General features: G+C 63.6%; 21 protein-coding genes and 1 riboswitch. Of the genes, 11 read left to right on the top strand and 10 right to left on the bottom strand.

Features of this window, described 5'->3' with window-relative positions:
* Nucleotides 1–2: 2 nt before the first annotated feature.
* The 4 genes from U5A67_RS16230 to U5A67_RS16215 form a co-directional block, all read right to left on the bottom strand.
* The gene (locus tag U5A67_RS16230; protein ID WP_321815383.1) at nt 3–707 is read right to left on the bottom strand and encodes a type II secretion system protein J; all 705 of its coding nucleotides are present in this window, start codon (nt 705–707) and stop codon (nt 3–5) included.
* Entirely contained in the window at nt 685–1,080 is a 396-nt protein-coding gene (gene gspI / locus U5A67_RS16225) for a type II secretion system minor pseudopilin GspI (protein ID WP_205984552.1), read from the bottom strand. The genes U5A67_RS16230 and gspI overlap by 23 nt, the downstream gene beginning before the upstream one ends.
* On the bottom strand, nt 1,061–2,494 hold the full coding sequence (locus U5A67_RS16220; protein WP_321815384.1) for a cytochrome-c peroxidase: 1,434 nt from the start codon (nt 2,492–2,494) through the stop codon (nt 1,061–1,063). The genes gspI and U5A67_RS16220 overlap by 20 nt, the downstream gene beginning before the upstream one ends.
* A 134-nt stretch (nt 2,495–2,628) precedes the next feature.
* On the bottom strand, nt 2,629–4,356 hold the full coding sequence (locus U5A67_RS16215) for a phospholipase C (protein WP_205984550.1): 1,728 nt from the start codon (nt 4,354–4,356) through the stop codon (nt 2,629–2,631).
* 312 nt (nt 4,357–4,668) lie between these two features.
* Between U5A67_RS16215 and U5A67_RS16210 the strand changes: the two genes are divergently transcribed.
* On the top strand, nt 4,669–4,923 hold the full coding sequence (locus U5A67_RS16210; RefSeq protein WP_321815385.1) for a hypothetical protein: 255 nt from the start codon (nt 4,669–4,671) through the stop codon (nt 4,921–4,923).
* A 387-nt stretch (nt 4,924–5,310) separates the two neighbouring features.
* Nucleotides 5,311–7,467 (top strand): secretin N-terminal domain-containing protein, encoded by a 2,157-nt coding sequence (locus U5A67_RS16205; protein WP_321815386.1) that lies wholly within the window; start codon nt 5,311–5,313, stop codon nt 7,465–7,467.
* 8 nt (nt 7,468–7,475) lie between these two features.
* Here U5A67_RS16205 and U5A67_RS16200 read toward each other — a convergent pair whose 3' ends face one another.
* From U5A67_RS16200 to U5A67_RS16190, 3 genes are all read right to left on the bottom strand, one after another.
* The gene (locus U5A67_RS16200) at nt 7,476–8,156 is read right to left on the bottom strand and encodes a class I SAM-dependent methyltransferase (RefSeq protein ID WP_321815387.1); all 681 of its coding nucleotides are present in this window, start codon (nt 8,154–8,156) and stop codon (nt 7,476–7,478) included.
* Nucleotides 8,157–8,243: 87 nt separating this feature from the next.
* The gene (locus U5A67_RS16195) at nt 8,244–8,399 is read right to left on the bottom strand and encodes a hypothetical protein (protein WP_205984546.1); all 156 of its coding nucleotides are present in this window, start codon (nt 8,397–8,399) and stop codon (nt 8,244–8,246) included.
* Between the two features lie 99 nt (nt 8,400–8,498).
* Nucleotides 8,499–8,768: a DUF4148 domain-containing protein gene (locus tag U5A67_RS16190; RefSeq protein WP_321815388.1), complete on the bottom strand. Its 270-nt coding sequence runs from the start codon at nt 8,766–8,768 to the stop codon at nt 8,499–8,501.
* 64 nt (nt 8,769–8,832) lie between these two features.
* Here U5A67_RS16190 and U5A67_RS16185 point away from each other — a divergent pair, with 64 nt between their 5' ends.
* The 3 genes from U5A67_RS16185 to U5A67_RS16175 all read left to right on the top strand — a co-directional run bounded on the left by U5A67_RS16185 (nt 8,833) and on the right by U5A67_RS16175 (nt 11,868).
* Nucleotides 8,833–8,964: a hypothetical protein gene (locus tag U5A67_RS16185; RefSeq protein WP_277397926.1), complete on the top strand. Its 132-nt coding sequence runs from the start codon at nt 8,833–8,835 to the stop codon at nt 8,962–8,964.
* 315 nt (nt 8,965–9,279) lie between these two features.
* On the top strand, nt 9,280–10,452 hold the full coding sequence (locus tag U5A67_RS16180; RefSeq protein WP_205984544.1) for a porin: 1,173 nt from the start codon (nt 9,280–9,282) through the stop codon (nt 10,450–10,452).
* A gap of 163 nt (nt 10,453–10,615) precedes the next feature.
* A riboswitch (yybP-ykoY riboswitch) is annotated at nt 10,616–10,799 on the top strand.
* Nucleotides 10,800–10,857: 58 nt separating this feature from the next.
* On the top strand, nt 10,858–11,868 hold the full coding sequence (locus U5A67_RS16175) for a sodium:calcium antiporter (RefSeq protein WP_205984543.1): 1,011 nt from the start codon (nt 10,858–10,860) through the stop codon (nt 11,866–11,868).
* A gap of 24 nt (nt 11,869–11,892) precedes the next feature.
* Here the strand turns inward: U5A67_RS16175 and U5A67_RS16170 are convergent, their stop codons facing one another.
* On the bottom strand, nt 11,893–13,449 hold the full coding sequence (locus tag U5A67_RS16170; protein WP_321815389.1) for a methyl-accepting chemotaxis protein: 1,557 nt from the start codon (nt 13,447–13,449) through the stop codon (nt 11,893–11,895).
* A 114-nt stretch (nt 13,450–13,563) separates the two neighbouring features.
* Nucleotides 13,564–14,958, bottom strand: coding sequence for a HAMP domain-containing sensor histidine kinase (locus tag U5A67_RS16165; RefSeq protein ID WP_321815390.1), 1,395 nt, complete (start codon nt 14,956–14,958; stop codon nt 13,564–13,566).
* A gap of 244 nt (nt 14,959–15,202) precedes the next feature.
* Between U5A67_RS16165 and U5A67_RS16160 the strand changes: the two genes are divergently transcribed.
* From U5A67_RS16160 to U5A67_RS16135, 6 genes are all read left to right on the top strand, one after another.
* Nucleotides 15,203–15,502, top strand: a complete 300-nt coding sequence (locus tag U5A67_RS16160; protein WP_205984540.1) for a hypothetical protein — start codon at nt 15,203–15,205, stop codon at nt 15,500–15,502.
* A 277-nt stretch (nt 15,503–15,779) separates the two neighbouring features.
* On the top strand, nt 15,780–16,811 hold the full coding sequence (locus U5A67_RS16155; protein ID WP_321815391.1) for an iron ABC transporter permease: 1,032 nt from the start codon (nt 15,780–15,782) through the stop codon (nt 16,809–16,811).
* 4 nt (nt 16,812–16,815) lie between these two features.
* On the top strand, nt 16,816–17,640 hold the full coding sequence (locus U5A67_RS16150) for an ABC transporter ATP-binding protein (RefSeq protein ID WP_321815392.1): 825 nt from the start codon (nt 16,816–16,818) through the stop codon (nt 17,638–17,640).
* On the top strand, nt 17,637–19,847 hold the full coding sequence (locus U5A67_RS16145) for a TonB-dependent siderophore receptor (RefSeq protein ID WP_321815393.1): 2,211 nt from the start codon (nt 17,637–17,639) through the stop codon (nt 19,845–19,847). The genes U5A67_RS16150 and U5A67_RS16145 overlap by 4 nt, the downstream gene beginning before the upstream one ends.
* Nucleotides 19,844–20,824, top strand: a complete 981-nt coding sequence (locus U5A67_RS16140; protein ID WP_321815394.1) for an ABC transporter substrate-binding protein — start codon at nt 19,844–19,846, stop codon at nt 20,822–20,824. The genes U5A67_RS16145 and U5A67_RS16140 overlap by 4 nt, the downstream gene beginning before the upstream one ends.
* A gap of 184 nt (nt 20,825–21,008) precedes the next feature.
* Nucleotides 21,009–22,211, top strand: coding sequence for an MFS transporter (locus U5A67_RS16135; RefSeq protein WP_321815395.1), 1,203 nt, complete (start codon nt 21,009–21,011; stop codon nt 22,209–22,211).
* Between the two features lie 76 nt (nt 22,212–22,287).
* On the opposite strand, the gene U5A67_RS16130 is transcribed toward U5A67_RS16135, so the two are convergent.
* Nucleotides 22,288–23,004, bottom strand: coding sequence for an MIP/aquaporin family protein (locus tag U5A67_RS16130; protein ID WP_205984534.1), 717 nt, complete (start codon nt 23,002–23,004; stop codon nt 22,288–22,290).
* Nucleotides 23,005–23,131: the final 127 nt, after the last annotated feature.

The following is a 23,131-nucleotide window of genomic DNA, read 5'->3' as shown; positions in this document are numbered from 1 at the left end:
CCTCACTCCCCTACCAGAAACGCGCGATCGACGGGCCGCGTGAGCGACGCCGCGCGAATGCTCACGCGCAATCCGGTCACCGCGCGCGGCAGCGGCATCGCGGCCAGTTGCGGGATCGTCAGGTTGTTGTCGTTGGCCACGATCGCGCTGCGCACATCGGTCATTTGCGTCGTCCAGCCGGTTTTGGGCACGTACATGCGCACCTGGATCGCGTTCACGCCGTTCATCAGCGCAACCGAACTCCATGTGCTGTCTTCGCCCTTGCGCATCGTGCGGCGAAGCTGGCTGAAGTTGCCGATGGGCGGCGACGCATAGCGGATCACCAGACCATCGGCGACGTGATAACGCACGACTTCCAGCCGCGGCGCCTCGCCTGCCGCAGCGGGCCAGGTGCGCACGATCTGCAGGCCGGAGGCGTCGGCGGCAATCGCGCTGCCGCCGGTTTCATCGTCGGAAACGGCGAGCCGCGCGTCGATGCGCATCTGGTCGAACAGTTGCGCGAACACGCGCTCGTCGGCCATCGAACGCGTGATGGAATCGCGGCCCCGTGCAATGGCGTCGAGACCGCGCCACGCGAGCACCGCGACCACCGCGAGAATCGCCACCGCGACCAGCAATTCCAGCAGCGTAAAGCCGCCCGTGCGTGCACCCGCGCGTGCACCCGCATGCAGGACGGCGCGCCGATTAGAGCGAACGGTTGATTTCATCGTCGAACATCGTCATGAGCTGCGCTAGCCGGCCCTTGTGTCCCGGCGCCGTGACCGAGATCTCCACGCGCCTGAACAGCGGGTTCGGCGTGGTGCTCACGTTTTCCGTGCACACGAGTGCGAAGTTGCCTTCGGAGCAGTCGAACTGCTTCACGCCGAGCGGCGGCCAGGCGTGCGTGACGCGCAGATCGGTCAGCGCGTTATCCGCACTCCAGCCGGCCAGCAGGCGCAGGTGCAATTCCGCTTCACTGGACGCGAGGTTGCCCACCGCCCGCATCGATGCCGCCAGCGCGACGGCAATGATGGCGAGCGCCACGAGCACTTCGATCATGGTGAAGCCGCGCGCGCGGCGCTTATTGCTTGTAGCCGTCATTCAGCGTCTTCAGGAACGCGATGATGTCGTCGATATCCTGATCGGACATCGCCGGTTTATCGCCATATTTACGGTCGAACGGCGCATCGGCAATATCGACATTGGCCGCGTATTTCGCCGGCAGATCGTTGTACTTTTGCGGCTTGCCGGAGGCATCGAGCGGATAGATCTTTTCCGGCGACGTTTCGCGCAGGTTGTAGAAGTCCATCACGTGCTTGAGGTCGCGATACACGCCGTTGTGGAAGAAGGTCTTGCGCGTGGAGACGTTACGCAGGGTCGGCGTGAGGAACATGCCGCAGTATTGCGTCTGGCTCGCGAGATCCTGGCGGTACGGGCCGCACAAACCCATGTCGAAGAATTTCGGTTCCTTGTTCTGCGCCAGTTCCGGGTTGCGCGGCACGCCCAGCGCCTCGTATTGCGTGTCGGTAAAGAGCGGCGGCAGGCCGTCGCGGCCCGGCTGGCTCAAATGGCAGCCCGCGCAATTCGCCTTGTCCTGATTGTTGAAAAGACGCAGGCCGCGCAATTCCGCCGGGCTCAGACGCGCCTTGCCTTCGAGCCAGTTGTCGTACTTGCTGTTGAATTCGTGAAACGAGGCGTCTTCGATCTGATAGCGGCTGACGGCGGACATCGCTTCGTCGACCAGCATGACCGACCCCGACGACACGGCCGGACCAAACAGTTTCTTGAGTTCGTCGAGATAGCCGGCGCGCTCGAGTTTGCGCGCGACTTCGGCTTCGCTCGTATTGGCCATTTCCACCGGATTGAACAGCGGACCCATGGCTTGCGCCTGCAAGGTATCGGCGCGGCCGTCCCAGAACAGGCCGCCTTGCGGCACCATCGCGGGCGCAGCGGGTGCCACGCCCGCATTCTTCTGCGCGCGCGCCACGCCTTGCGCCTGTTGCGCGGTCGTGGTGAGGGCGACCGGCGCGACATCCATATCGGGCGCATCCGGTCCAATGCTGAAGTTGGCCTGGCGATACAGATAGGTGAGCGAAGGCGGCGGCCGGTAGCCATGCTGCGTCAGATGCTCGCCGCCTGGCTGCACGGCCAGCGCGTTCGGCGGGCCGTAAGCATGCTGCGGGCTATGGCAGGACGCACAGGACTGCTTGCCCGAAGCGGACAAGGATTGATCGTGGAAAATCTGCTTGCCGATCTGCGCCAGCAAACTCAAGGGCGCATTCTGCGGCTTCATCAAATGAATCGGATGCGGATTCACCCCAAACTCATCTTCGAGCATTTCGCCGACGGCTTGCGGCATGCGCTCGGGATGTTGAAAAGCATAGACGCCACACGCGGCCAGCAGGAGCAGCACGCCAAGTGCGCCCCACAGCACGAAGCGATACCGCGGCCGCCCGGCGGCAGGCGTGCCGCCCGAATTGGTTGACGGCGCAACGACATTCAAACGAGAGTTCATGATGACGACAGCAGAAAATTAACCCAGTACACAACGACAAATCGAGCCAGCGCAAAACGCTGGCTCGTCGGCGAAACCACGGATCGGATTGTTCTTCGCCTGCCCATGCGGCGCAGGCGAAGAATCGCGCATCGCTAGTTGGTCACCGATATGGCCGGTGCCGATGACAGCTTGGTCCCGAGGCTCGAATCCAGATACAGCACGGAGTTATTGCCGCTGCCGCTGAAATTGAACATGTTCAGGATGCTGCCCGCCGATGCATCGAAGGAACCGCTGCCGATACGCGTGCCGCCCAGCCAGTTGTCTTCGATAAAGCGCGTGATCGACGCCTGGGTGATGGCCGTGCTATCCACGTAATTGCTCTTCGCCCACGGCGAAATCACGATGAACGGCGTACGCGTACCCGGACCGCAACGACCGTTGACCGGCGAACCCGTCACGCCGACCGGCGCCGTGCCCGTGCCGCAGGTGCTCGTGCCGTTCAGGTAGTCGTTGGTCGCATACGAAGCGCTCGTCGGCGTGATGTACTGGTGGTCGTACCAGCCATCCGAATCGTCATAGGCAATGATGACGGCCGTATTCTTCCAGTCGGGCTGCTCTTCCAGGAAGTTGACCACGTTGGTCACGAACGACTGCTCGTCGAGCGGGTCCGAATTGCCCGGGTGGGCATCCTGAACCGCCGGCGCCTTCAGGAAGCTCACGGACGGGAAATTGCCCGCCTTCACCGCCGTATAGAAGTCGTTGACGTCGTACTGGTGATGGACCGGCGTGGAAGTGCTGTCCTTCGGCTCCGTGTAGCCGATATAGGCGGTCGAAGTCGGGCGCGTGTGGGCCGGGTTCGACGTGGTCGTGTAGTACTGGAACCACGCGTGGTGCGGCACGTAGTCCACTACGCTCGAATTCAGCACCGACGAATACGTGCTGCGGCTGCAGCCCGTCGTGCCGTTGGCATTGGTCGTGGACAGGTTGAAGCCGCCCATGAAGCCGCCCCACGTAATGCCCGCCGAATTCAGCAGATCGCCGATATTCTTGTTCGACGAACTCATCGCCGCCGTGACCGTGGTGGTGCTGTCGTTGTTGATCGTGCACTGGTCGTTGGTCGGGTCGAGGTCGCCGATCAGCGAGAAGCCGTCTGCGCCGTCTGCGATCGCCTGGGTGCTCAGCGACGTGCCGCCCGAGATCGTCGTGCTGTTGGTGCTGGTGCCGGTCGTGAGCGTCACGCCGTTGGTCTGACCGGAGATCACTTCGAGCGCGCCCGGCGTGGACGGGCCGAACGTGCCCGTGTACGCGTTGTCGTTCATCGCGAAGTGCTGCGCGTAGTTCCACATCGCCGTGACGGTGTTGCCGTCGAAGTAGCCCATCACCATGCCCTTCGTGTCGAACACGCCGGAGCCGGTGGTGGTGGCCTTACCCGTGTAGTAGGCGAATTCGTCCATCGCGCCATTGTCTTCAGCTTCCTGTTCGGGGCTGTAGTTATGGTTCTGCGACGCGGTGTTCGCCTGCGCACGGTCGATACGGAACGGCTGCAGATAAGCGGCCGTGATACCGGAAATGGTCAGGTTGGTGGCGTTATAGGAATTCGGGTTGTCCGTGAGCAGCGTGGTCGTCAGACCGTTGACGGTCGGCGTATCCGATGCTGCCGTAAATGCCGGTTCGCCCGACGGATTGTCCGCATTCGGATAAGTCCCGAAGTAATGATCGAACGATTCGTTTTCGCCATAAATCACCACGAGATGCTTGATCGGCGTGGTGGTGGTCAGTGCATCCTGTGCGCTGACGGTGCTAGTCGTGTTACTGCCGCAGGCGGCCAGCCAGTTTGCAGCGGCGGCCAGCGCGATGGCTGTCCAGACGGTACGACGCATCACAATCCCCTTCTATCGACGTTGATGTTTTTGTGTTTTTTCCTGCTTTTGCCATGACGTTGCTTTTCTCAGGCGACGGAATCATGCAATTGCAATGTGACGTCGTAACGTTGGCTACATTTCCGTTCCTTTCCTCTTTATTAACAAATCTTTCCGCACTCCATTTAAATGCTACGCATGCCGAATTAATAATCTGAAACTCACACTTCGGCGTATTTGCGCAATACTGCGAGGCATTCTTTCTCCAGCGTATGCGCCACGGAAAAACATGGCCGCAACGCCCGCTTCGGCCGGCAGCCGAGGGAGTCAATCGTGAAATTCAAGGCTTTATTTGCACTCGTCGTGCTGGGATGCGCGTCGTCGCTCGCGCTGGCCCAGCAGTACGACGGCGGCCCCGATACGGCCTCGGGCAAGCCGCCGCGCCCGCCTTGCGGCGGCCCGCCGCCCGGTCCGCCGCCTGCTCATGCACAGTCGGGCGATACGCCGCCGCCTCAATTCAATGGTTCGGCGCCCCCGCATCATCCTGATGGGCCGCCGCCTGACGGTCCGCCGCCCGATTGCCATTAAGCAATCTGAAAGCGCGACGGCCAGTATTCGAGCGATGCTGGTCGTTCGAAATCGTCATTGCCGATTGAGATTTTCATTACCGTTCCTATCCCTGCTTTCCGCTACAACCATGATTAATAACGATAAGAGACGCTTCAAGGAAAGAATTGATAATGAAGAATCCGGCGCACGTCATTCGCGCGCCTTCATTAAAAAATAGACTTCGACGCTTTAGCGAAACCAGCGGATTCTGTCGATCACTCCGGTCTACCCATTCAAGGTTCGAGCACGGCGCGTTGCGCTCCATAGACGCCGAACCGATCGTTTCGCTCTGCTATTGAATCCATTCATTCCGGCTCGCTACCCGCTTTCCGGCGAGCCATGTCGTCCCGCACAGCCAACGCAATAATGAACGAATTACAACGTGGAACATCGGTTCCGGTTCCGCCCGCGCGTCTGACCCAGCGCCTGATCCCACGCTCGGTCCCACGTCTGGTCAACAAGGCGACGCTGCTCGCGGTTGGCGCCTTGCTCGCCTCGACTGCGCAAGTGGCTGCGGCCGCCGTGGTGATGAACTTCGCCCATGCGGATATCGGCACGGTGGCGCACGCGATTGGCGAAGCAACGGGAAAGACCATCATCGTCGACCCGCGCGTCAAAGGCCAGATCGACCTGATTTCGGCCGATCCCGTGCCTGAAGACGTTGCGCTCAAGACGCTGCAATCCGCCTTGCGCATGCGCGGCTTTTCGCTGCTGCAGGATCACGGCGTACTCAAGGTCGTGCCCGAAGCCGATGCAAAGAATCAGGGCGTGCCCACGTACGTAGGCAATCAGCCCGTCGCGCGCGGCGACCAGATCATCACGCAGGTCTTCCAGCTTCATCGCGAATCGGCCGCCACGTTGCAACCGGTGTTGCGGCAACTCATTTCGCCGAACAATACGGTCACGGCGAACGCCAGCAACAACACGCTGGTCGTCACCGACTACGCCGACAACGTACAGAGAATCGCGGCGGTCATTGCCGGCATGGAAGCAGCTTCGGCGCCGCATATCGCGGTTGTGCAACTCAATTTCGCCGACGCCACCGATATCGCGCAGCAGGCCGCCAAGGTGCTGGATCTGAGCGGCATCGGCAATAGCGATCCGACGCAAAAAGTGGTCGCCACCGCGGATACGCGCAGCAACGCCATCATTCTGCGTTCGAGCAGCGCGGCCCGGCTCGACGAAGCGCAGCAGTTGATCATCAAGCTCGACACGCCCACGCGCGCGCCCGGCAATATCCACATCGTCACCTTGCGCAACGCGGACGCCACCGAACTCGCCAAGACGCTGCGCAGCATTCTGGGCCAGTCGAGCGGCAGCGGCGATTCGCTCGCCAGCGCCGTGCTGGGCGCAAGTTCGCAAAGCTCGTCGGGCTTGCCCAACAGCAATGGCTCGCTGCCGCCGCTGCCGAGCGGCTCGGACAGTTCGACGAAAAGCTCGACGTCTTCCAGTTCCAGCAGCGCTTCGGGCAGCGGCTCGGGCCAATCGCATTCCGGCGACGATCAGGACGACAAGGGCTCGGGCGAAATCGTCGCGGACACCTCCACGAACTCATTGATCATCACCGCGCCGGAGCCTGTTTTCAGGAATCTCAGCACGGTGATCGCGCGCCTCGATCAGCGCAAGGTGCAGGTCTATATCGAAGGCCTGATCATGGAAGTCACCTCCGAGAAAGACGGCGAATTCGGCATCGAATGGATGACGACGACGGGCCTCGAATCGCTCGCCGAAAGCACGACGGACGTGGGCGTAGTGGCGGGCTTCGGCAATATTCTCGGCACCAAGGGCCTGTTTCGCGCGCTGCAGACGAATTCCGATGTGAACGTGCTGTCCACGCCCAGCCTCGTCACGCTCGACAATCACGAGGCGCGCATTCTGGTGGGCAGCAATGTGCCGATCGAATCGGGTTCCTATTCGACCAGTTCGTCGAGTTCTTCCGCCGCGAATGCATTCAATACTTATAGCCGCACGGACGTGGGCGTGATTCTGAATGTGAAGCCGCAGATCAATCAGGGCGGCACCATCACGATGCAGGTCTATTCGGAAGATTCGAGCGTCGAAAGCGATACCTCCACGCAATCGGGCGGCTTCACCATCGACAAGCGCTCGCTGCAGACCACCATTCTCGCGGATGACGGCCAGATCGTCGCGCTCGGCGGGCTGATCAGCGATAACTATACGAACGGCAATACGCGCACGCCGTGGATTTCGAAAATCCCCGTGATTGGCGCGCTATTCAGGCATGAAACCAAGAGCCGCGAAAAGAAGGATCTGCTGATTTTCCTGCGGCCTGTGATCGTGAAGGACGGTGCGATGCTGCAGGCGATTGCGTCCGACCGCTACGGTTATATGCAGGCGCGCTCGAACAGCTATCAATCGGATAACTGGCTGATGAAAGACGATACGATTCCGAAATTGCCGTCCACCGACGGCAAATCCGGCGAACTGATCGACCTGACTCACGTGCGCCAGGCAGCGAAGCACGAAGCGACCGAAGGCGTAGCGCCAGCGCTTGCTCAATGAGCGGCCTGCTAAGCGGCCTGCGCGATCAGCATCAAAGAAGCCGGCTTTGCGCTACGCGGATCGACCGGCTCGCGCAAGGCGCGCAGCGTCAGATTGCCCGCGTGAATCAGCGCGATCCAGCTTTCCAGCGTGCGGAAGTACCACGGCGGCGCGTCGTGAAACGCGCCGTTTATACCGGCCCACGCGCCCGCGCGCCAGCCATCGGCATAAGGCTGATCGCCGCAGGTCATCAGCGGATGCAAGGTCTGCACGATGAACGTGCCGCCGTCTTCCAGCAGCGACGGCACGCTGCGGATCAGATCGTCCACGCATTGCGCGCCGAGCAGCGAGAAATTGCAGACGACGACATCGGCGCGCTGGGCAAGCTGCCCTCGCGCGATGTCTTCATAGGAAAGCAAACGGGTATTCGTGAGGCCCGCGGCACGCGCTGCCTCGATCAACTCGGGCACGGCATCCACGCCCGTGACGTCGATACCGCGCCGCATGAGTTCGCAGCCTAGCCAACCCTCTCCGCAACCCAGATCGATCACCGTGCGCGGCGCGCAAGCCAGAATCGCCTGCACAATGGCGGCGTCGGTTGCGAGCTTGCGGCTGGCGATCAGGCCGCCGCGCACGGCGTCGATCCACGGCGCGGCATTGCGATGCCACGAATCGAGGATCGCGCGATCGCTGGGAGAGGTGTTCTGCATGGGCTTGCTCGCATCGCTTGTCGGTCGATGCGTATTATGCGCGCGGCGCGCGAAGTGCCAACGCCGCGCGCCTGGCCCTGCCTGAAATTACGAGCCGAAGAACGGCACGCAATAATCCGGCGGCCCGACGCAGTCGCCAGGACCATTCGGTTGCGGATGCAGATTGGCGCAGCCGGACATGGCCGCCGTGGCCGCGACGCATAGCGCCGCGCGCACGATGTAAGTGACAATGCGTGATTTCATGGGATCGGAAACTCGGATATCTGGCCGCGATGCGAGAGTCCGTCACGCCGCGCGGCCAGGCCGGCGTGACGTTGCGTTCGATGACGTATCGGCGATACGTCAGTGATGCGCGTAGACCGTGCTATTGAGCGTCTTGAGCTGGCCGTCCTGCTGCGCCTGCACGAGTTCGCGGTACACCTGGGCACGCGTGATGTGCGCGCTGCCGTCGTTGTTCCATTGCGTGTTTGCCGCTGCAGGCGCCGATGTCGATACCGTTGCCGAAGCCGCCTGGCCCATCGTCTGCCCATCGCCAGGCGTGCCTTGTGCATGCGCGAGCGTCGACATCGAAACCAGCAGGACGACAAGCGCGCCACTCAAACTCTTCTTCATTTCAAGCTCCTTTCCAGCCACGTGGCTGACGCCGTTGATCAATTCATGCGGCAAGGATAGAGGCGTGAACCTGCGCGAATATCCGCAGGAAAATGAAGAAATGTTTAAGCGTGTGCTCATGCACACTGCGCGATTCGATAAACGCCGGATCGCAGCCGATACGCTCAAGTATCCTGAGCGTCGTTCATCGATTTGATTCGCGATCTACGGCTTTCGGTTGGCTTGTCGATGCACCTCGCGCGAGGTTCCTTCGCTGCGGCATCGCCACAAAGCCCCTGCAAATAGCCGCAAAAAAACAACACCTTCGCGTTGAGCGCGCTTGCAGCTCCGTCCAGACGGTCGCTACGCCGCACTGCGTTTTCTGAAACTCAGTCTTTCAGCTTTTCGAATTCACCACGGTAGTGCGTTACGCATAATCGCCCCCTGAACACGGCTGGCGTGCCTCCGCCGCCGCGATTCGGTTTCATGAAGCGAATGCTCTCTCACGCAACTTTTTAATGAATATCCATCAATGAAAAAAACCGCACTCGCTCTCGCGGCCACACTGGCATCGATCGCCTCTGTCGCTCATGCACAAAGCAGCGTCACGCTCTACGGCGCACTCGACACCTCGGTGGCCTTCTTCGGCAACCAGGCCGGCAAGAACGGGTCGGGCAACACGTTCCAGATGATGTCGGGCAACGTCTCGCCGAACCTCTGGGGTTTGAAGGGCACGGAAGATCTGGGCAGCGGTCTGTCGGCGATCTTCAAGCTCGAAAGCGGTTTCAATATCGATAACGGCAAGCAGGGCCAGGGCAGCCGCATGTTCGGCCGTACCGCGATGGTGGGCCTGAACTCGACCACGGGCGGCACGGTCACGCTCGGTCGCCAGTACGATCCGCTGATCGACCTGCTGCAGCCGATGACCGACGACGTCAACTTCGGCTCCGCATTCGCAACGCCTGGCGACATCGACAACTACGACAACAGCTACCGCACCAACAACTCGATCAAGTACACGAGCCCGAACTACGCAGGCCTGCAGATCAGCGCCATGTACGCGTTCGGCGGTCAGGCGGGCAGCACGGGCGCGGGTCAGACGTGGGCCGTGGCGGCGGCGTACAACCATGGTCCGTTCGGCTTCGGCGCGGGTTACTTCAAGGCCAACAGCAACAGCGGCACGACGTCGTCGTTCGACGGCCTGAGCCCGAACAGCACGGTCGATGTGGATTCCTCAGCAATTTCGGGCGGCTTTGTTTCGGCGAATTCGCTGCAGATCATCCGAGCCGTGGGTAACTACAACTACGGTCCGTTCGAGGTCGGCGTGAGCTACAGCAATGTCGACTACGCGAACTACCAGAGCGCGTATGGCGCGAACAGCGACACGAAGTTCAACACCGGACAGTTCTTCCTGAACTACCAGGTCACGCCGATGGCGCTGCTGGGCTTCGGCTACAACTACACCAAGGGCAGCGGCAATGGCGTGAACGCCAGCTACAACCAGGTCACGCTGGGCGGCGACTACTTCCTCTCGAAGCGCACCGACATCTACGTGCTCGCGGGCTACCAGAAGGCCTCGGGCCGCACGATCGACGCCGATTCGGGCGCGCTCGTGAACGCCACGGCATCGTTCGGCGACTTCGGCAACGACGCATCGACCAACAAGCAGGCGATGGCGATGATCGGCGTGCGCCACCACTTCTGATCGGACGAATACCTCGCCGGTCCGCATCGCGGCGCGCGCTGGACGGCGCGCCGCTCATGACGCGCAGGGTGCCCACAAGGCGCCTTGCGCGTTTTGCTTTGGGCCGCGCCCGCAAGGCGGGATGCCGCTGCCGGGACTCGGCGGCGTCACATTGATGCGCTATAATGCGCGGGTCTTAGGGGAGTAGTCTGCCTTGCGCGCAACGCGCGGGGCGCCGTCGTCAACATAATTGGCAGATTTGCCATGGCGCCGGCAGCCGTTCTTCGGCCTGACGAGACCTATGACGTCATCCTCCACACCCGGGCTGGGCGGGGGGATTGCGTCATTGGTCCTACCGTCCGGCCCGTGGAATATCACTACAATAATGTCCCTCGATTCCCGCATCCTCGCCACGGAGCGTTCGTCATGATCTGGACGTTCGCCCTGCTCATTGCCGCGGCCGGCATCATCTATCTGTCCTGCGAAACCTTCGTCAACGGTGTCGAATGGCTCGGCCAGAAGCTCAATATCACGCAGACCGCCACCGGTACGATTCTCGCCGCGTTCGGCACCGCCTTGCCTGAAAGCGTCGTCACGCTCGTGGCCGTGGCCTTCGGCGGCGATGCCGCGCACAAGGAAATCGGCATCGGCGCCGCGATTGGCGGCCCGCTGGCGCTGAGCACCGTGGCCTATGCCGTGGTGGGCGTGGCGCTGCTCGCGACCGCCGCGCGTGCGGGCCGCGCGCGCGCCGGCCTGGTAGACGCCGACACACGCCGCCTGCGCCGCGATCAGCTCTGGTTTCTGGCGATTTTCGTCGCCAAGATCGGTCTGGGTCTGGTGCTGTTCCAGTTCAAGCCGCTGCTCGGCATCGCGTTTCTCGCGGCCTATGCGGTCTATTGCTGGAAGGAATTGAGCGACGACGGCGGCGAGCACGACGAGGAAGGCGGCGATCTCGAACCGCTCAAGCTGCGCCCGCGCGACGCCAATCCGGCGATGGTGTGGATTCTCGCGCAGACGCTGGGCGCGCTCGTGGTGATCTTTTTCGCCTCGCACCTGTTCGTGCAGCAGATCAGCGCCGTGGGACCGTGGCTCGGCTTGAGCCCGCAGTTGACCGCGCTGCTCTTTAGCCCGATCGCCACCGAACTGCCCGAAATCATGAATGCGATCATCTGGGTGCGTCAGGGCAAGGAGCGTCTGGCGCTGGCCAACATCAGCGGCGCGATGATGATCCAGGCGACCATTCCCACCGCCTTCGGCCTGTTCTTTACGCCCTGGCACCTCGCCTCGCCGTCGATTCTCGCCGCCGTGATGACGATGATCGCGATCCTGTTCCTGCAGTGGTCGTTCCGCGCGCCGCAGGTCAGGAGCCGCCAGCTCACGCACGTGGGCTGGCTCTATGCGGTGTTCGCGGCGCTGCTTTTCGTGATCCCGAAGTAACGCCGGTCAACCCGCCATCAGCTTTCAAGCATGCGCGAGACGGAACACCGACACCGCCTCGCGCATGCGCTGCGACTGCGCCTCGAGCGCGCCCGCCGCCGCAGCCGCTTCTTCCACCAGCGCCGCGTTCTGCTGCGTCACCTGATCCATCTGGCTCACCGCATGGCCGACCTGCTCGATGCCATCGCTTTGCTCGGTGGTAGCCGTGGTGATTTCGCCCATCAGCGTCGCCACATTGCGCACCGCGCCGACGATCTGCCCCATCGTGTCGCCCGCCTGCGAAACCAGCGCATTGCCGTTCTGCACATGCTCGATCGACAGGCCGATCAGATCCTTGATCTCGCGCGCCGCGCCCGCGCTACGCTGCGCCAGCGTGCGCACTTCGCCCGCCACCACGGCAAAACCACGACCTTCTTCGCCAGCACGCGCCGCTTCAACGGCCGCGTTGAGCGCGAGAATATTGGTCTGGAACGCGATGCTGTCGATGATGCCGGTGATTTCCGCGATCTTCTTCGAGCTTGCGCTGATATCGGCCATCGTGCGCACGGCCCGATTGACCACGTCGCCGCCCTGCTGCGCGAGATCGGCCGCGCCGCCCGCCAGCGAACTCGCTTCGCGCGCATGCTCGGCGTTCTGGCGTACCGTCGAAGTCAGTTGCTCCATGCTCGCGGCGGTTTCTTCGAGCGAAGCCGATTGTTCCTCGGTACGGCTCGACAGATCCAGGTTGCCCGCCGCGATTTCGCGCGCGGCCGTGTGAATCGCTTCGCAGCTATCGCGCACGCCCGAAACCGTCTGCGTGAGGCCCGACTGCATGCGCTGCATCGCCGCGAACAGCAGGCCGATTTCGCTGCGGCTCGCGGGCGGCACGCGCACGGTCAGATCGTTCGAGGCGATGCGGTCGAGCACGTCGGCGGCCTGCGCGAGCGGCGCTGAAACCACGCGGCGCAGCGCGAAATGCGAGGCCACGATCAGCACCAGCGCGATGCCCACGCCCAGCACCACCATGCCGACGATCCACTGATACTGCGTATTGCCGCTCGCAAGCGCTGCTTCGGAAAGCTGGTTGGCAAGCTGCTGGAATTTCTCGACGCTCGCCGAATAGCCCTGGCCCGACGTGGTGATCGCGCTGTCGTTGAGCGTCGCGTAAGCCGAGGTATCGCCGTTTGCGAGCGCGTCGCGCGCGTGTTCGAGGCTGGCCGCCAGCTGCGCCGCCGAGTCGACCAGTTGCGCCTTGAGCGCCGTGTTCATGCCGTCGAACGGCGCGGCCTTCTGGAACGCCTGCGTCTCGCTCGCCGAAAGATCGAGCGTGCGCTGCGCGCTCTTGAGCGCGGAATCGCGCGTGGCCGTGTCGTTGCGCTCCTTGAGCGCGGTGTAGGCACGCATCAGCGCCGAGCGCGTGCGCGCGGTGTCCTTGTAAGCATCGTTGACGAGAATCGTCTGGCGCGCCATTTCGCGTAACGACTGGGTATTGGTATTGGCGCTATGAAGTGCAATGACGCCGACCAGGCCGCCGAGCAGAATCATCGTCGAGAAAACCACGAGGAGCGCCAGCAGGCTGGCTCGAACCGTAATATTGCGCATGCTGCCGGGACCGGCGAACGCCGGATAGTCGTTGCGATGATTGCGATAACGGCAATAATCGCGCCGGGCTTGAGGGCCGGATGTGCAGTTCTGATGCGCCGCTCATCGCCTTCGTCAGATTGCCTCTTTCAGGTCCGGCTCCCGCGCCCGCGACGCCGCATAGGCCCAGCAATCGAGCGTCACCCGCAAGCCGGGCCGTTCCTGCGCCAGCGCCAGGCCGAAACCGTGCATCCGCATCACCGCCTGCACCAGCGACAACCCCAGCCCCGAACCCGGCGCCTCGCGCGTGCGCTCGCTGCGATAAAAGCGCTGGAACACCGCCAGGCGCTCCGCTTCCGCAATGCCGGGACCGTTGTCGCTCACGTGCACGCTCGGCCCTTGCGGCCCCATCGCCACCTGCAAACCGACGCGGCCGCCCGGCGGCGTGAACTTGATGGCATTGTCGAGCAGGTTCGCGAGCGCTTCGAACAGCAGCGCGTAGTCGGCGCGCACGATGGGCACGCGCTCCAGTTGCAGCGCGAGATCGATCTGCTTTTCCGCGGCGAGCGGCTGATAAAGATCGGCGACTTCGGCGCACAGCACATCGAGCGCGACATCGCCGAAACCCGCGCGCCGCCGCATCGCCTCGATCTCCGAAATCCGCAGCATCGCGGAGAAGCGCCGCAGCACATCGTTCACGCCATGCGTGGCCTGATCGACGAGTTGCGCGTGCTCGCCTTCCAGCCGCTCCAGCGGCACGCGCGCCAGATGCGCGCGCACCCGCACGAGCGGCGTGCGCAGATCGTGCGCGATGCCGTCGCAGGCGCCCTTGACCTCGTGCATCAGGCGCGAGACTTCGTCGAGCATGTGATTGACGATCTGCGAAAGCCAGCTGATTTCATCGCGGCCGCCCTCGGGCAAACGCGCGTCCAGGTCGCCCGCCGCGATCTGCTGCGCCACATGGCGCACCGCCTTCACGCGGCGCAATTGCGCCGTGGACACCAGCACGCCCACGCCCAGACCGCCCAGCATCACCAGCACCGCGCTGCCGGCAAGGCCACCCAGCATGGTCTCGCGCAGCCGCGCCATTTCGCCGACGTCGCGCGACACCACCAGCAGATTGCCGTCCGGCAGGCGCGTGACGCGCGTGCGCAGATACTGCGGATGCAGCGTCGCGCCGATCAAAAGCGGCCGGTCCCAGACCCCGACGTCGTTCTGCGCAAGATGATGCGGCATGCGGCCGATATCGCCCGCCAGCCAGCGTTTATCGGGTGAAAACAGGCCGTAGAAGTTCACCGGGCGCTGGATCTGGCTGCGGATATGCGCCTCCAGTGCGGCCGGCACCTGCGAAGGCGCGAGCGCCGAAAAATACGCGAACTGCCAGTTGATGTTGTAGTCGGCCTCGCGTGCGGTATAGGAGGCGGATTGCCAGTAATTCAGATAGACGAGCGCGGACATCGACGCCGAGAACACCAGCGCATAGATCATGAGCAGCCGGAATGTCGTGCTGCGCCAGAGACTCATTTTCATCGTATTTCCCCGCGTTCGCGCCCAGTATCGCAAACCACTTATATCCAAACATGAAAATTTATTTAGTTTCGTGAAACAACACGTCCATCCAGAAAATGGCGCTAAATAAAGTTTAATTCTCCAGCAATGACGCTGTCGTGGCGCGTCGTCAAAATCCTCTTTGCGGATCGACGAATGACGGTCGTGAAGCAAAAATAAATCCGCTCCATATCGCCTTGATTGCTCATCGAACAGGGATACGTCCATGAAACGCACTTTCGCCCTTTGCCTCTTTTCGCTAGCCGCCGCATTGCCGGCATTCACGTCGCTATCGGCGCACGCGGCCGCAGAAGTCGCCGGACGCCACGGCGTCGCGCCCATTCAGGTGAAAGCCCAGCTTTATCGCGCATGGCTTAACGGCACCACCGCCGCCGACGAAAAAGACTCGTATCCTTCCGCGCCTTCCGATCGCGCTGAAGTTTCGGCATCGCGCTGCAGTTATGTCATGAGCCATCCCGGTGCATCGGAATTTCCGGCGATCACGCGCTCGGTTTGCACACAATAACCGGTCAATTTAAAGAACTTCGATTATCGGCGCGCTGATTTGTCGCAGCCTTTTCGTGTCGTTTCAAAATCGATATATCCGGTAAGATATTTCGAAATTGCGAGCGGCAGCGGTCGTCGCATTGTCCTTTTATGCACGGCTTTTGCCGAATCCAGAGAGAAGCGTCGCGCGCTGCGTCGTTTCTCGCATCGCAATGCCGATATCGAAGCTTCAATCTTTCGTTCAATTCGCTTTTCAATCAGCCAGGCCGCGCGGTCGTTCGCGTGCGGTGATTGCATTGTGGGTCGCGCTTGCGGGCGTGCCGTTGGTTGCATGGCTGGGGCTGTGCGCCGGACGCTTGCCGCTCGCGCCCGCGCAGGTCGCGCTGACGCTACTGAGCGCCCTGCATCTGCACGCGGCGCCAGCCGATAGCGCGCATGGCGCGTTGCTGCACGCCGTCGTCATGCAAGCGCGTCTGCCGCGTCTGGTGGCCGCCGCGTTGATCGGCGCGGCGCTTTGCACGTCGGGCGCCACCTATCAGGCGGTGTTTCGCAATCCGCTGGTTTCGCCGGGGCTGCTGGGCGTGCTGGGCGGCGCCGCATTTGGTGCGGCGCTTGCGATCGTCGCGGGCAGCGGCAGCACGCACGCGGCCTTGATCGAGGCGGGCGCGTTCGCGGGCGGCATCGTCGCGATGATGGTGGGCGTGGGCGCGGCGGCGTTGATCGGCGGCATTGCGCAAGCGCGCGGCGAACGCGGCAGTGTGCTCACGCTGCTGCTCGGCGGGCTGGTGAGCAATGCGCTCTTTTCCGCGCTGGTTTCGCTGCTCAAATACGTGGCGGACCCGCTCAACCAGTTGCCTGCGATCGTGTACTGGCTGCTCGGCTCGCTCGCGCAGGTGGGCTGGCACGATCTCGCGTGGGCGGGCGCGCCGCTCGCGATCGGCACCGTGTTGCTGTGCGCGGCCGCTCCGCTGATCGACGCGCTCACGCTCAGCGACGACGAAGCGCGCAGCCTGGGCGTGCCCGTGAGCGCCATCCGCCTCGGCGTCATGGCGCTCGCCACCTTCGTGTGCGCGCTGACGGTGGCACTGGCCGGCATGATCGGCTGGATTGGCTTGCTGGTGCCCAATCTCGTGCGTCCGCTCGTGGGCGCATCCAATCGCTTCGTCCTGCCGATGAGCGCGCTCGTGGGCGCCATCGCGCTGATGCTCGCCGATACCTGCGCGCGCAGCGTGGCAAGCGCCGAAATTCCGCTGGGCATCATCACCGAACTGGGCGGCGCGGTGGCCTTCGTAGCCGTGCTGCGCACGCTGCGTCGCGATGGAAACTGAGCGCATGAGCACGCCCGTCTCGCTCGGCTGCCGCGATATCGTGGTGCAGCGCGCCCACGCCTGCGTGCTCGACGGCGTGAGTTTCGGCGTGCGCGCAGGCGAACTGGTTTCGCTGCTCGGCGTGAATGGCGCGGGCAAGAGCACCTTGCTGCGTGTGCTGCTCGGCCTTCTTGCGCCCACAGCAGGCGAAGTCGAACTGCATGGCCAGCCGCTGCAGCGTCACGCGCGCCGCACCATCGCGCAGCACGTCGCGTGGGTGCCGCAGCACCACACGCCGCAATTTCCCTATACCGTCGAGCAGATCGTGATGCTCGGGCGCCTGCCGCATCGCGGTCTGATGCGCGCGCCTCGCAGGCAGGATCGCGAGATCGTGGCCGCTGCCATCGACGATATGCAGATCGCGCATCTCGCGCAGCGCGACTACGGCGCGCTTTCGGGCGGCGAGCGTCAACGCGTGATGCTCGCCCGCGCGCTGGCGCAAGGCGCACGCATCCTGCTGCTCGACGAGCCGTTCGCGGGCCTCGACTATGGCCAGCATCTGCGTCTGCTGGAGCGCCTGGCCGCGCTCGCGGCGAGCGGCTACGCGATCGTCAACACGAATCACCGTCCCGACGACGCCTGCAATCTCTCCACGCGCGTGGCGCTGCTCGACGGCGGCCGCATCGTCGCCGATGGCCCGCCGCGCGAGGTGCTCGATGCGCAGACCGTGAGTGCGCTGTATCGCGCGCCGGTCGAACAGCTCGACATCGACGGTCAGCGCTTTTTCCGCGCGCGCACCGCTTCTACCGTGATTCCAGCCTCCCCACTCCCGCCTTCGAACACCCGATGACCCATCGCCATCCGTCGCGCTGCGCCGCTGTAGCGTTCGCAGCCGCGTGCGCTTTTGCAGCGGCGCAGACCGCCCGCGCGCAGAGCACGCCGCCCGCTTCTGCCACGACCAATGCCACAAATAATTCCGCGAACAATTCCGTCGATAAAAACCGGAAAACCGGCAAGACGACCACGCTGCCCACGGTCGCCGTCACCGCCAGCGCGAGCGCGGATAGCGCCGATTCCCCGCGCAGCGACACCGCCACGCTCGGTCCGCTCGGCACGCTCAAGCGCGTGGACACGCCCTACACGGTCAACGTGGTGAACCAGGAAGTGATCGCGGATCAGCAACTGAAAAGTATCGCCGATGCGCTGCGCCTGCTGCCTTCGGTGCAAGGCGACGGCGCGCGCCCGCAATCGCGCGGCATTCAGGGCAGCGTGGTGCAGAACAGCCGCATCGACGGACTCAACGTGGTGTCCACCACCGACTATCCGCTCGAAGAATTCGACCGCATCGAAGTCATGAACGGTCTGGCGGGCGCGCTGTACGGCCCGGCCAATCCGGCGGGCACCTTCAACTTCATCCAGAAGCGTCCCACCGACGACCGCCAGCTCCACTTCACGCTCGGCTACGGCACGCAGACGCGCTTTACGCGCGGCCTCGACGTGTCCGATCGCGTGGGACCGTCGAAGGCGATCGGCTATCGCCTGACGCTGCTCGACGAAACCGGCACCGGTTATACGGACCATAGTTCGCTGCGCCGCCAGCTCGCGAGCGTGGCGTTCGATTTTCATCTCTCGCGCGACACGGTGCTGGAGACGAACTTCAGCCACTATCACTACGTCACCAAGGGCTTTCCGGCGACCTTCGCGCTGGCGAGCGGCGCGCATTTTCCGGCCGCGCTCGATCCCACCAATCCGGTCTGGGGTTCGTCCAACGGCGGCAACGACGACACCACCGACACCGGCTCGGTGCGCCTGAAACACGACTTCTCGCCAAACTGGCATCTGGAAGCGGCCGTGCTGCGCCAGATCGCCGATCGCGAATCGACCACGCCCACCAACACGATCGCCACCGACGGCACCTACAAGACCACGATCTCGACCGCCACCGCGAGCCGCTTCACCATCACGAGCAACCTGCTCTATCTGCGCGGCCATGTCGAAACGGGCAGCGTGCAGCACGACATCAGCCTGGGCACCAGCGGCTTCGTGTGGGACAACTTCAACCCGGTCGCGGGCGGCACCACGACGCTCGGCAGCGCGAGCCTGGCGAATCCGCAATCGTTCGCCGTGACGGGCGCGCCGGATTTCGAGCGTCGATATCAATCGGCGCAAAGCACGCAGCAGTCGTTCAATGCCAGCGACAATATCCGCTTCTCGCCGCATTGGTCGGTGCTGCTCGCGGGCAGCCAGAGCTGGCTCTCGACGCACAACTACAACGTCAAGGGCGTGCAGACCAGCGAATCGGCGAATCAAGGCCTTTCCGGCGCGGCGAGCCTGATTTTCAAGCCGCGCGAAAACCAGAGCCTTTACGTCACTTACGCCGATAGCCTTCAACAAGGCGATACCGCGCCCGCGGGCTCGACCAACGCGGGCAATATTCTCGATCCGTATCGCAGCAAGCAATGGGAAGTGGGCTACAAGCTCGCGCTCGCGCGCATGAATGCTTCGGTTGCGGCGTTCCGCATTACGCGCCCGTACGCTTATACGCTCGCGGACGGCACGTATGGCACGGCGGGCAATCAGGTCAATCGCGGCATCGAGGTGATGCTGGACGGCAACGCCACGCGCGATCTCACGGTGTTCGGCGGCTTTACGTGGCTCGATCCGCGCCTGTTCGATACGGGCAACGCGAGCACCGAGGGCAAACGCATCGTCGGCCTGCCCGAGTTCGCGCTCAATGTGCTGATGCAATACAGGATCGAGCAGGTGCCTGGCCTCTTCACGAATCTCAACGTGCACTACGTCGGTTCGCGGCCAACCGATAACGCCAATAACTGGTCGGTCGGCTCGTACACGACGCTCGATCTGGGCGTGGGCTATCTCGCCGATATTTTCGATCGCGCCGTCACGTTCCGCCTTTCGGTGGATAACGTCACGAACCGCCATTACTGGACCAATATCGTGCCGGGCGGCCTGAACGGCTACACGGGATCGGGCAACGCCACCGCATCGCTGGGCGCGCCGCGCACGATCACGGCATCGGTGGAATTCGATCTATGACACTCGCACGATATTCACGTCTTGTCGCCTCGCTCGCACTGAGCGTGTGCGCCATCGCCGCGCAGGCGCAGCCGAAAACCCGTATCGCCGATCTCTGGTACGCGCATAACGCCGTGGTCACGATGCTCGGTTCGGCCAGCAACGTGGTCGCCACCGTCGCGCGGCCGCAGGCGCTGCCGTGGATGTTTCGCGTCGCGCCCGCGCTGGCTCACGCGCAAGCCGTTGTGGGCGCAACCGTCAACGCGGAAGATCTGCTGCGCCTGAACGCCGATGTCGTGTTCGCCAGCGCCGGCGACCCGACTCTCGGCGCCATGCGGCGATTGGGGCTGAACGTTGTGCCGGTTGGCTTCGACGACTACGATTCGATGCTCCAATGCATCGACCTCACGGCGCAGACGCTCGACACGCCGCTCGCCCGCGAGCGCGCGCACGACTATCGCGCGTATCTGCAATCGACGCTCAGCGAAACGGCGCAGGCCATCGCCGCGCACGGCGCTGGCACGACGCCGCGCGTGCTCCACGTCGCCTCGCTCGCGCCGCTGAAGGTGGACGGCTCGGACACGATCGTCGATCGCTGGATTCAGGCGGCCGGCGCGCGCAATGCCGCCGATGGTCTGCGCGGCAATCTCAAGCCGGTGTCGATCGAGCAGGTGCTTGCGTGGCATCCCGATGTGGTGATTCTCGCGGCCAATGCGGGTTCGATCGAGACGACGCCGCAACGCGCGCTCTGGCAAACGCTCGACGCCGTGCGCAACGGCCGCGTCTATCGCAACCCGACGGGCGTGTTTCCCTGGGACCGCTACGGCCCCGAAGCCGCGCTTGAAGTGCGCTGGGCCGCGCGCACGCTGCACCCGGAAGCGTTCGCGGGCGAACCGGCGGAATCGATGCTCGCGCAGACGCAGCAGTTTTATCGACGCTTCTATGGCTACGCGCTTTCGAGCGGCGAAGCACAAAAGATGCTCAACGGCGCAAGCTGAAGCCACGAAAGAGGCGCATGGCGCAGGCTGGGTTGGACACTCCCTGTACAATCCAGCCTACAAGTTCCCTTCAATCGTTCCCTCGCGGACACGTGCAGCCCCCCATTCTCCCGCCAGACGCGCCTTTTGAGGCGCGTCGGCGTTTCTGCTCGCGCCGCGCGGACTTCTCGCAAGCCACGTTTCAATGCCGGATATCGAATGCGCGCAGCCCGAGCGCGCGACTCATCGTAAAGAACATTGGGCGGCCGTCTGGTCGCTCGCGCTCGGCTCGTTTGCCAGCGTCACCACGGAATTTCTGCCCGTCGGCGTCTTGCCCGATGTCGCCCGCAGCTTCGGCATTTCGGATGGCCAGGCCGGCCTGATGATGACCTCGCCCGCCCTGTTCGCCGCCGTGGCCGCGCCCGGCGTGATGATTGCGGCGGGCAGAATCGACCGCCGCCGCGTGCTCATCGCGCTTTCTGTGCTCCTGCTGGCGGCCTGCCTGATCGCGGCGTTTTCGCGCAACTTCGCGGTGCTGCTGGTGAGCCGCGCGATGGTGGGGGCGAGTCTCGGCGCTTTCTGGTCGCTGGGCATGGCCGTGGTGGGGCGGCTTGTCGCGCCGGCGCATGTGCATCGCGCGGCCGGCACGATCTTCGGCGGCGCGGCGCTGGCGATGATCGTGGGCCTGCCATTCGGCACCTTCCTCGCGAGCCTCTTTAGCTGGCGCGGCGCGTTTATCGGCGCGGGCGTGCTGGCGAGCGCCGCGTTGATCGCACAGATCGTCGTGCTGCCTTCGCTGCCCGCGCAAACGGCTTTGCGCCTGAGCGGCTTTGCAGCGTTCGCGCGGCGGCGCGAAGCGCAGTTGAGTCTCGCGCTCACCTTGCTGGTATTCACGACGCACTTCGGCGCTTATACGTATTTGATGCCGCTGCTGATACAGGCGGGTGTATCCGGCGAAACCGGCACGTGGGTGCTGCTGGCCTATGGCTTTTGCGCGCTGGTCGCGAATTACGCAGCCGGGAATTACGTCGGGCGCGCGCTCGTGCCGGCGATGCTCGGCAATATCTTGCTGCTGGCCGTGGTGCTCGCGCTGCTGCCTGCGCTGGATCACGCGCGCGTGACCGTGCTCGCGGGCGTGATGGTCTGGGGCATCGCGTGGGGCGCATTGCCCTTGTGCCTGAACGTCTGGCATCGACGTGGGCCGGATGGCGAAACCGAGGCCGCCGCTGCGCTGTTCACGCTCGCGACGCAGGTGGCGATTGCGCTGGGTTCGGTGCTAGGCGGCGTGGTGGTCGATCACCAGAGCGTAGGCGCGGATTTCCGCTACTGCGCGCTGATCGGCTTCGTGGCCGCCGCGCTGGTGTTGCGCGCCCGCAAGCGTCAGCAGCGTGCCGCATCGGCGAAATAAAGCGCAATAAAAAAAGGCGGCCGGACCTGAGTCCGCCGCCTTGATCGAAACCGGGTGCGCGCGATGCGCGCTCGACTCAATGCATCGAGTGCAGGTACAGATACAGCATCGATGCCGCCACACCGCCCAGCAGCGGCCCGACGACGGGAATCCACGCATAGCGCCAGTCGCTGTCGCGCTTGCCCGGAATCGGCAGCAGCGCGTGCATGATGCGCGGCGACAGATCGCGCGCGGGGCTCATCGCGTAGCCCGTGGGACCGCCCAGCGAAATGCCGATACCGAGCACCAGCAGGCCGACCGGCAGCGCATCGAGCGCCCCCAGACCCACTTGCGGCGCCGCCAGATACAGCACGCCGAGAATCAGCACGAAGGTGCAGATCGCTTCGGTAATGACATTGTGGCGCACGCAACGAATCGCCGGGCCCGTGCAGAACACCGCGAGCTTGAGATCCGCATCCTCTTCGTTAGCAAAGTGCTGACGATAGGCGAGCCACACGAGAAACGCGCCCGCCATGCCGCCGAGCATCTGCGCGGCGATATAACCGCCCACTTTCGACCACGCGAATTTGCCCGCCAGCGCAAGGCTGATGGTGACAATCGGGTTCAGATGCGCGCCGCTATACGAAGCGGTCACGTAGACGGCCACGAACACGGCCATCGCCCAGCCCATCACGATGACGATCAGGTCCGCGCCGCGGCCCTTGGTTTTGGCGAGCAGCACGTTGGCGACCGCGCCGTTGCCTAGCAGCACGAGAATCGCTGTGCCGATGAATTCTGCAATATAGGGTGACATGATAGTTGTCTCACTTATTGTCAAGCGGGCGCACAGGTCCGATCCTCCGGCCCCGTCGCCCGCTGTTATTGTGTGTGAATGATTGAGTTGGGATGCCCTGTTTCTACAGCGGTGCTTCTACTGCCTG

Source organism: Paraburkholderia sp. J69-1 (assembly GCF_905220255.1).
Classification (GTDB): domain Bacteria; phylum Pseudomonadota; class Gammaproteobacteria; order Burkholderiales; family Burkholderiaceae; genus Paraburkholderia.
Note: the sequence above shows the minus strand (reverse complement) of the source record. Positions and strands in the feature narration are given on the sequence as shown.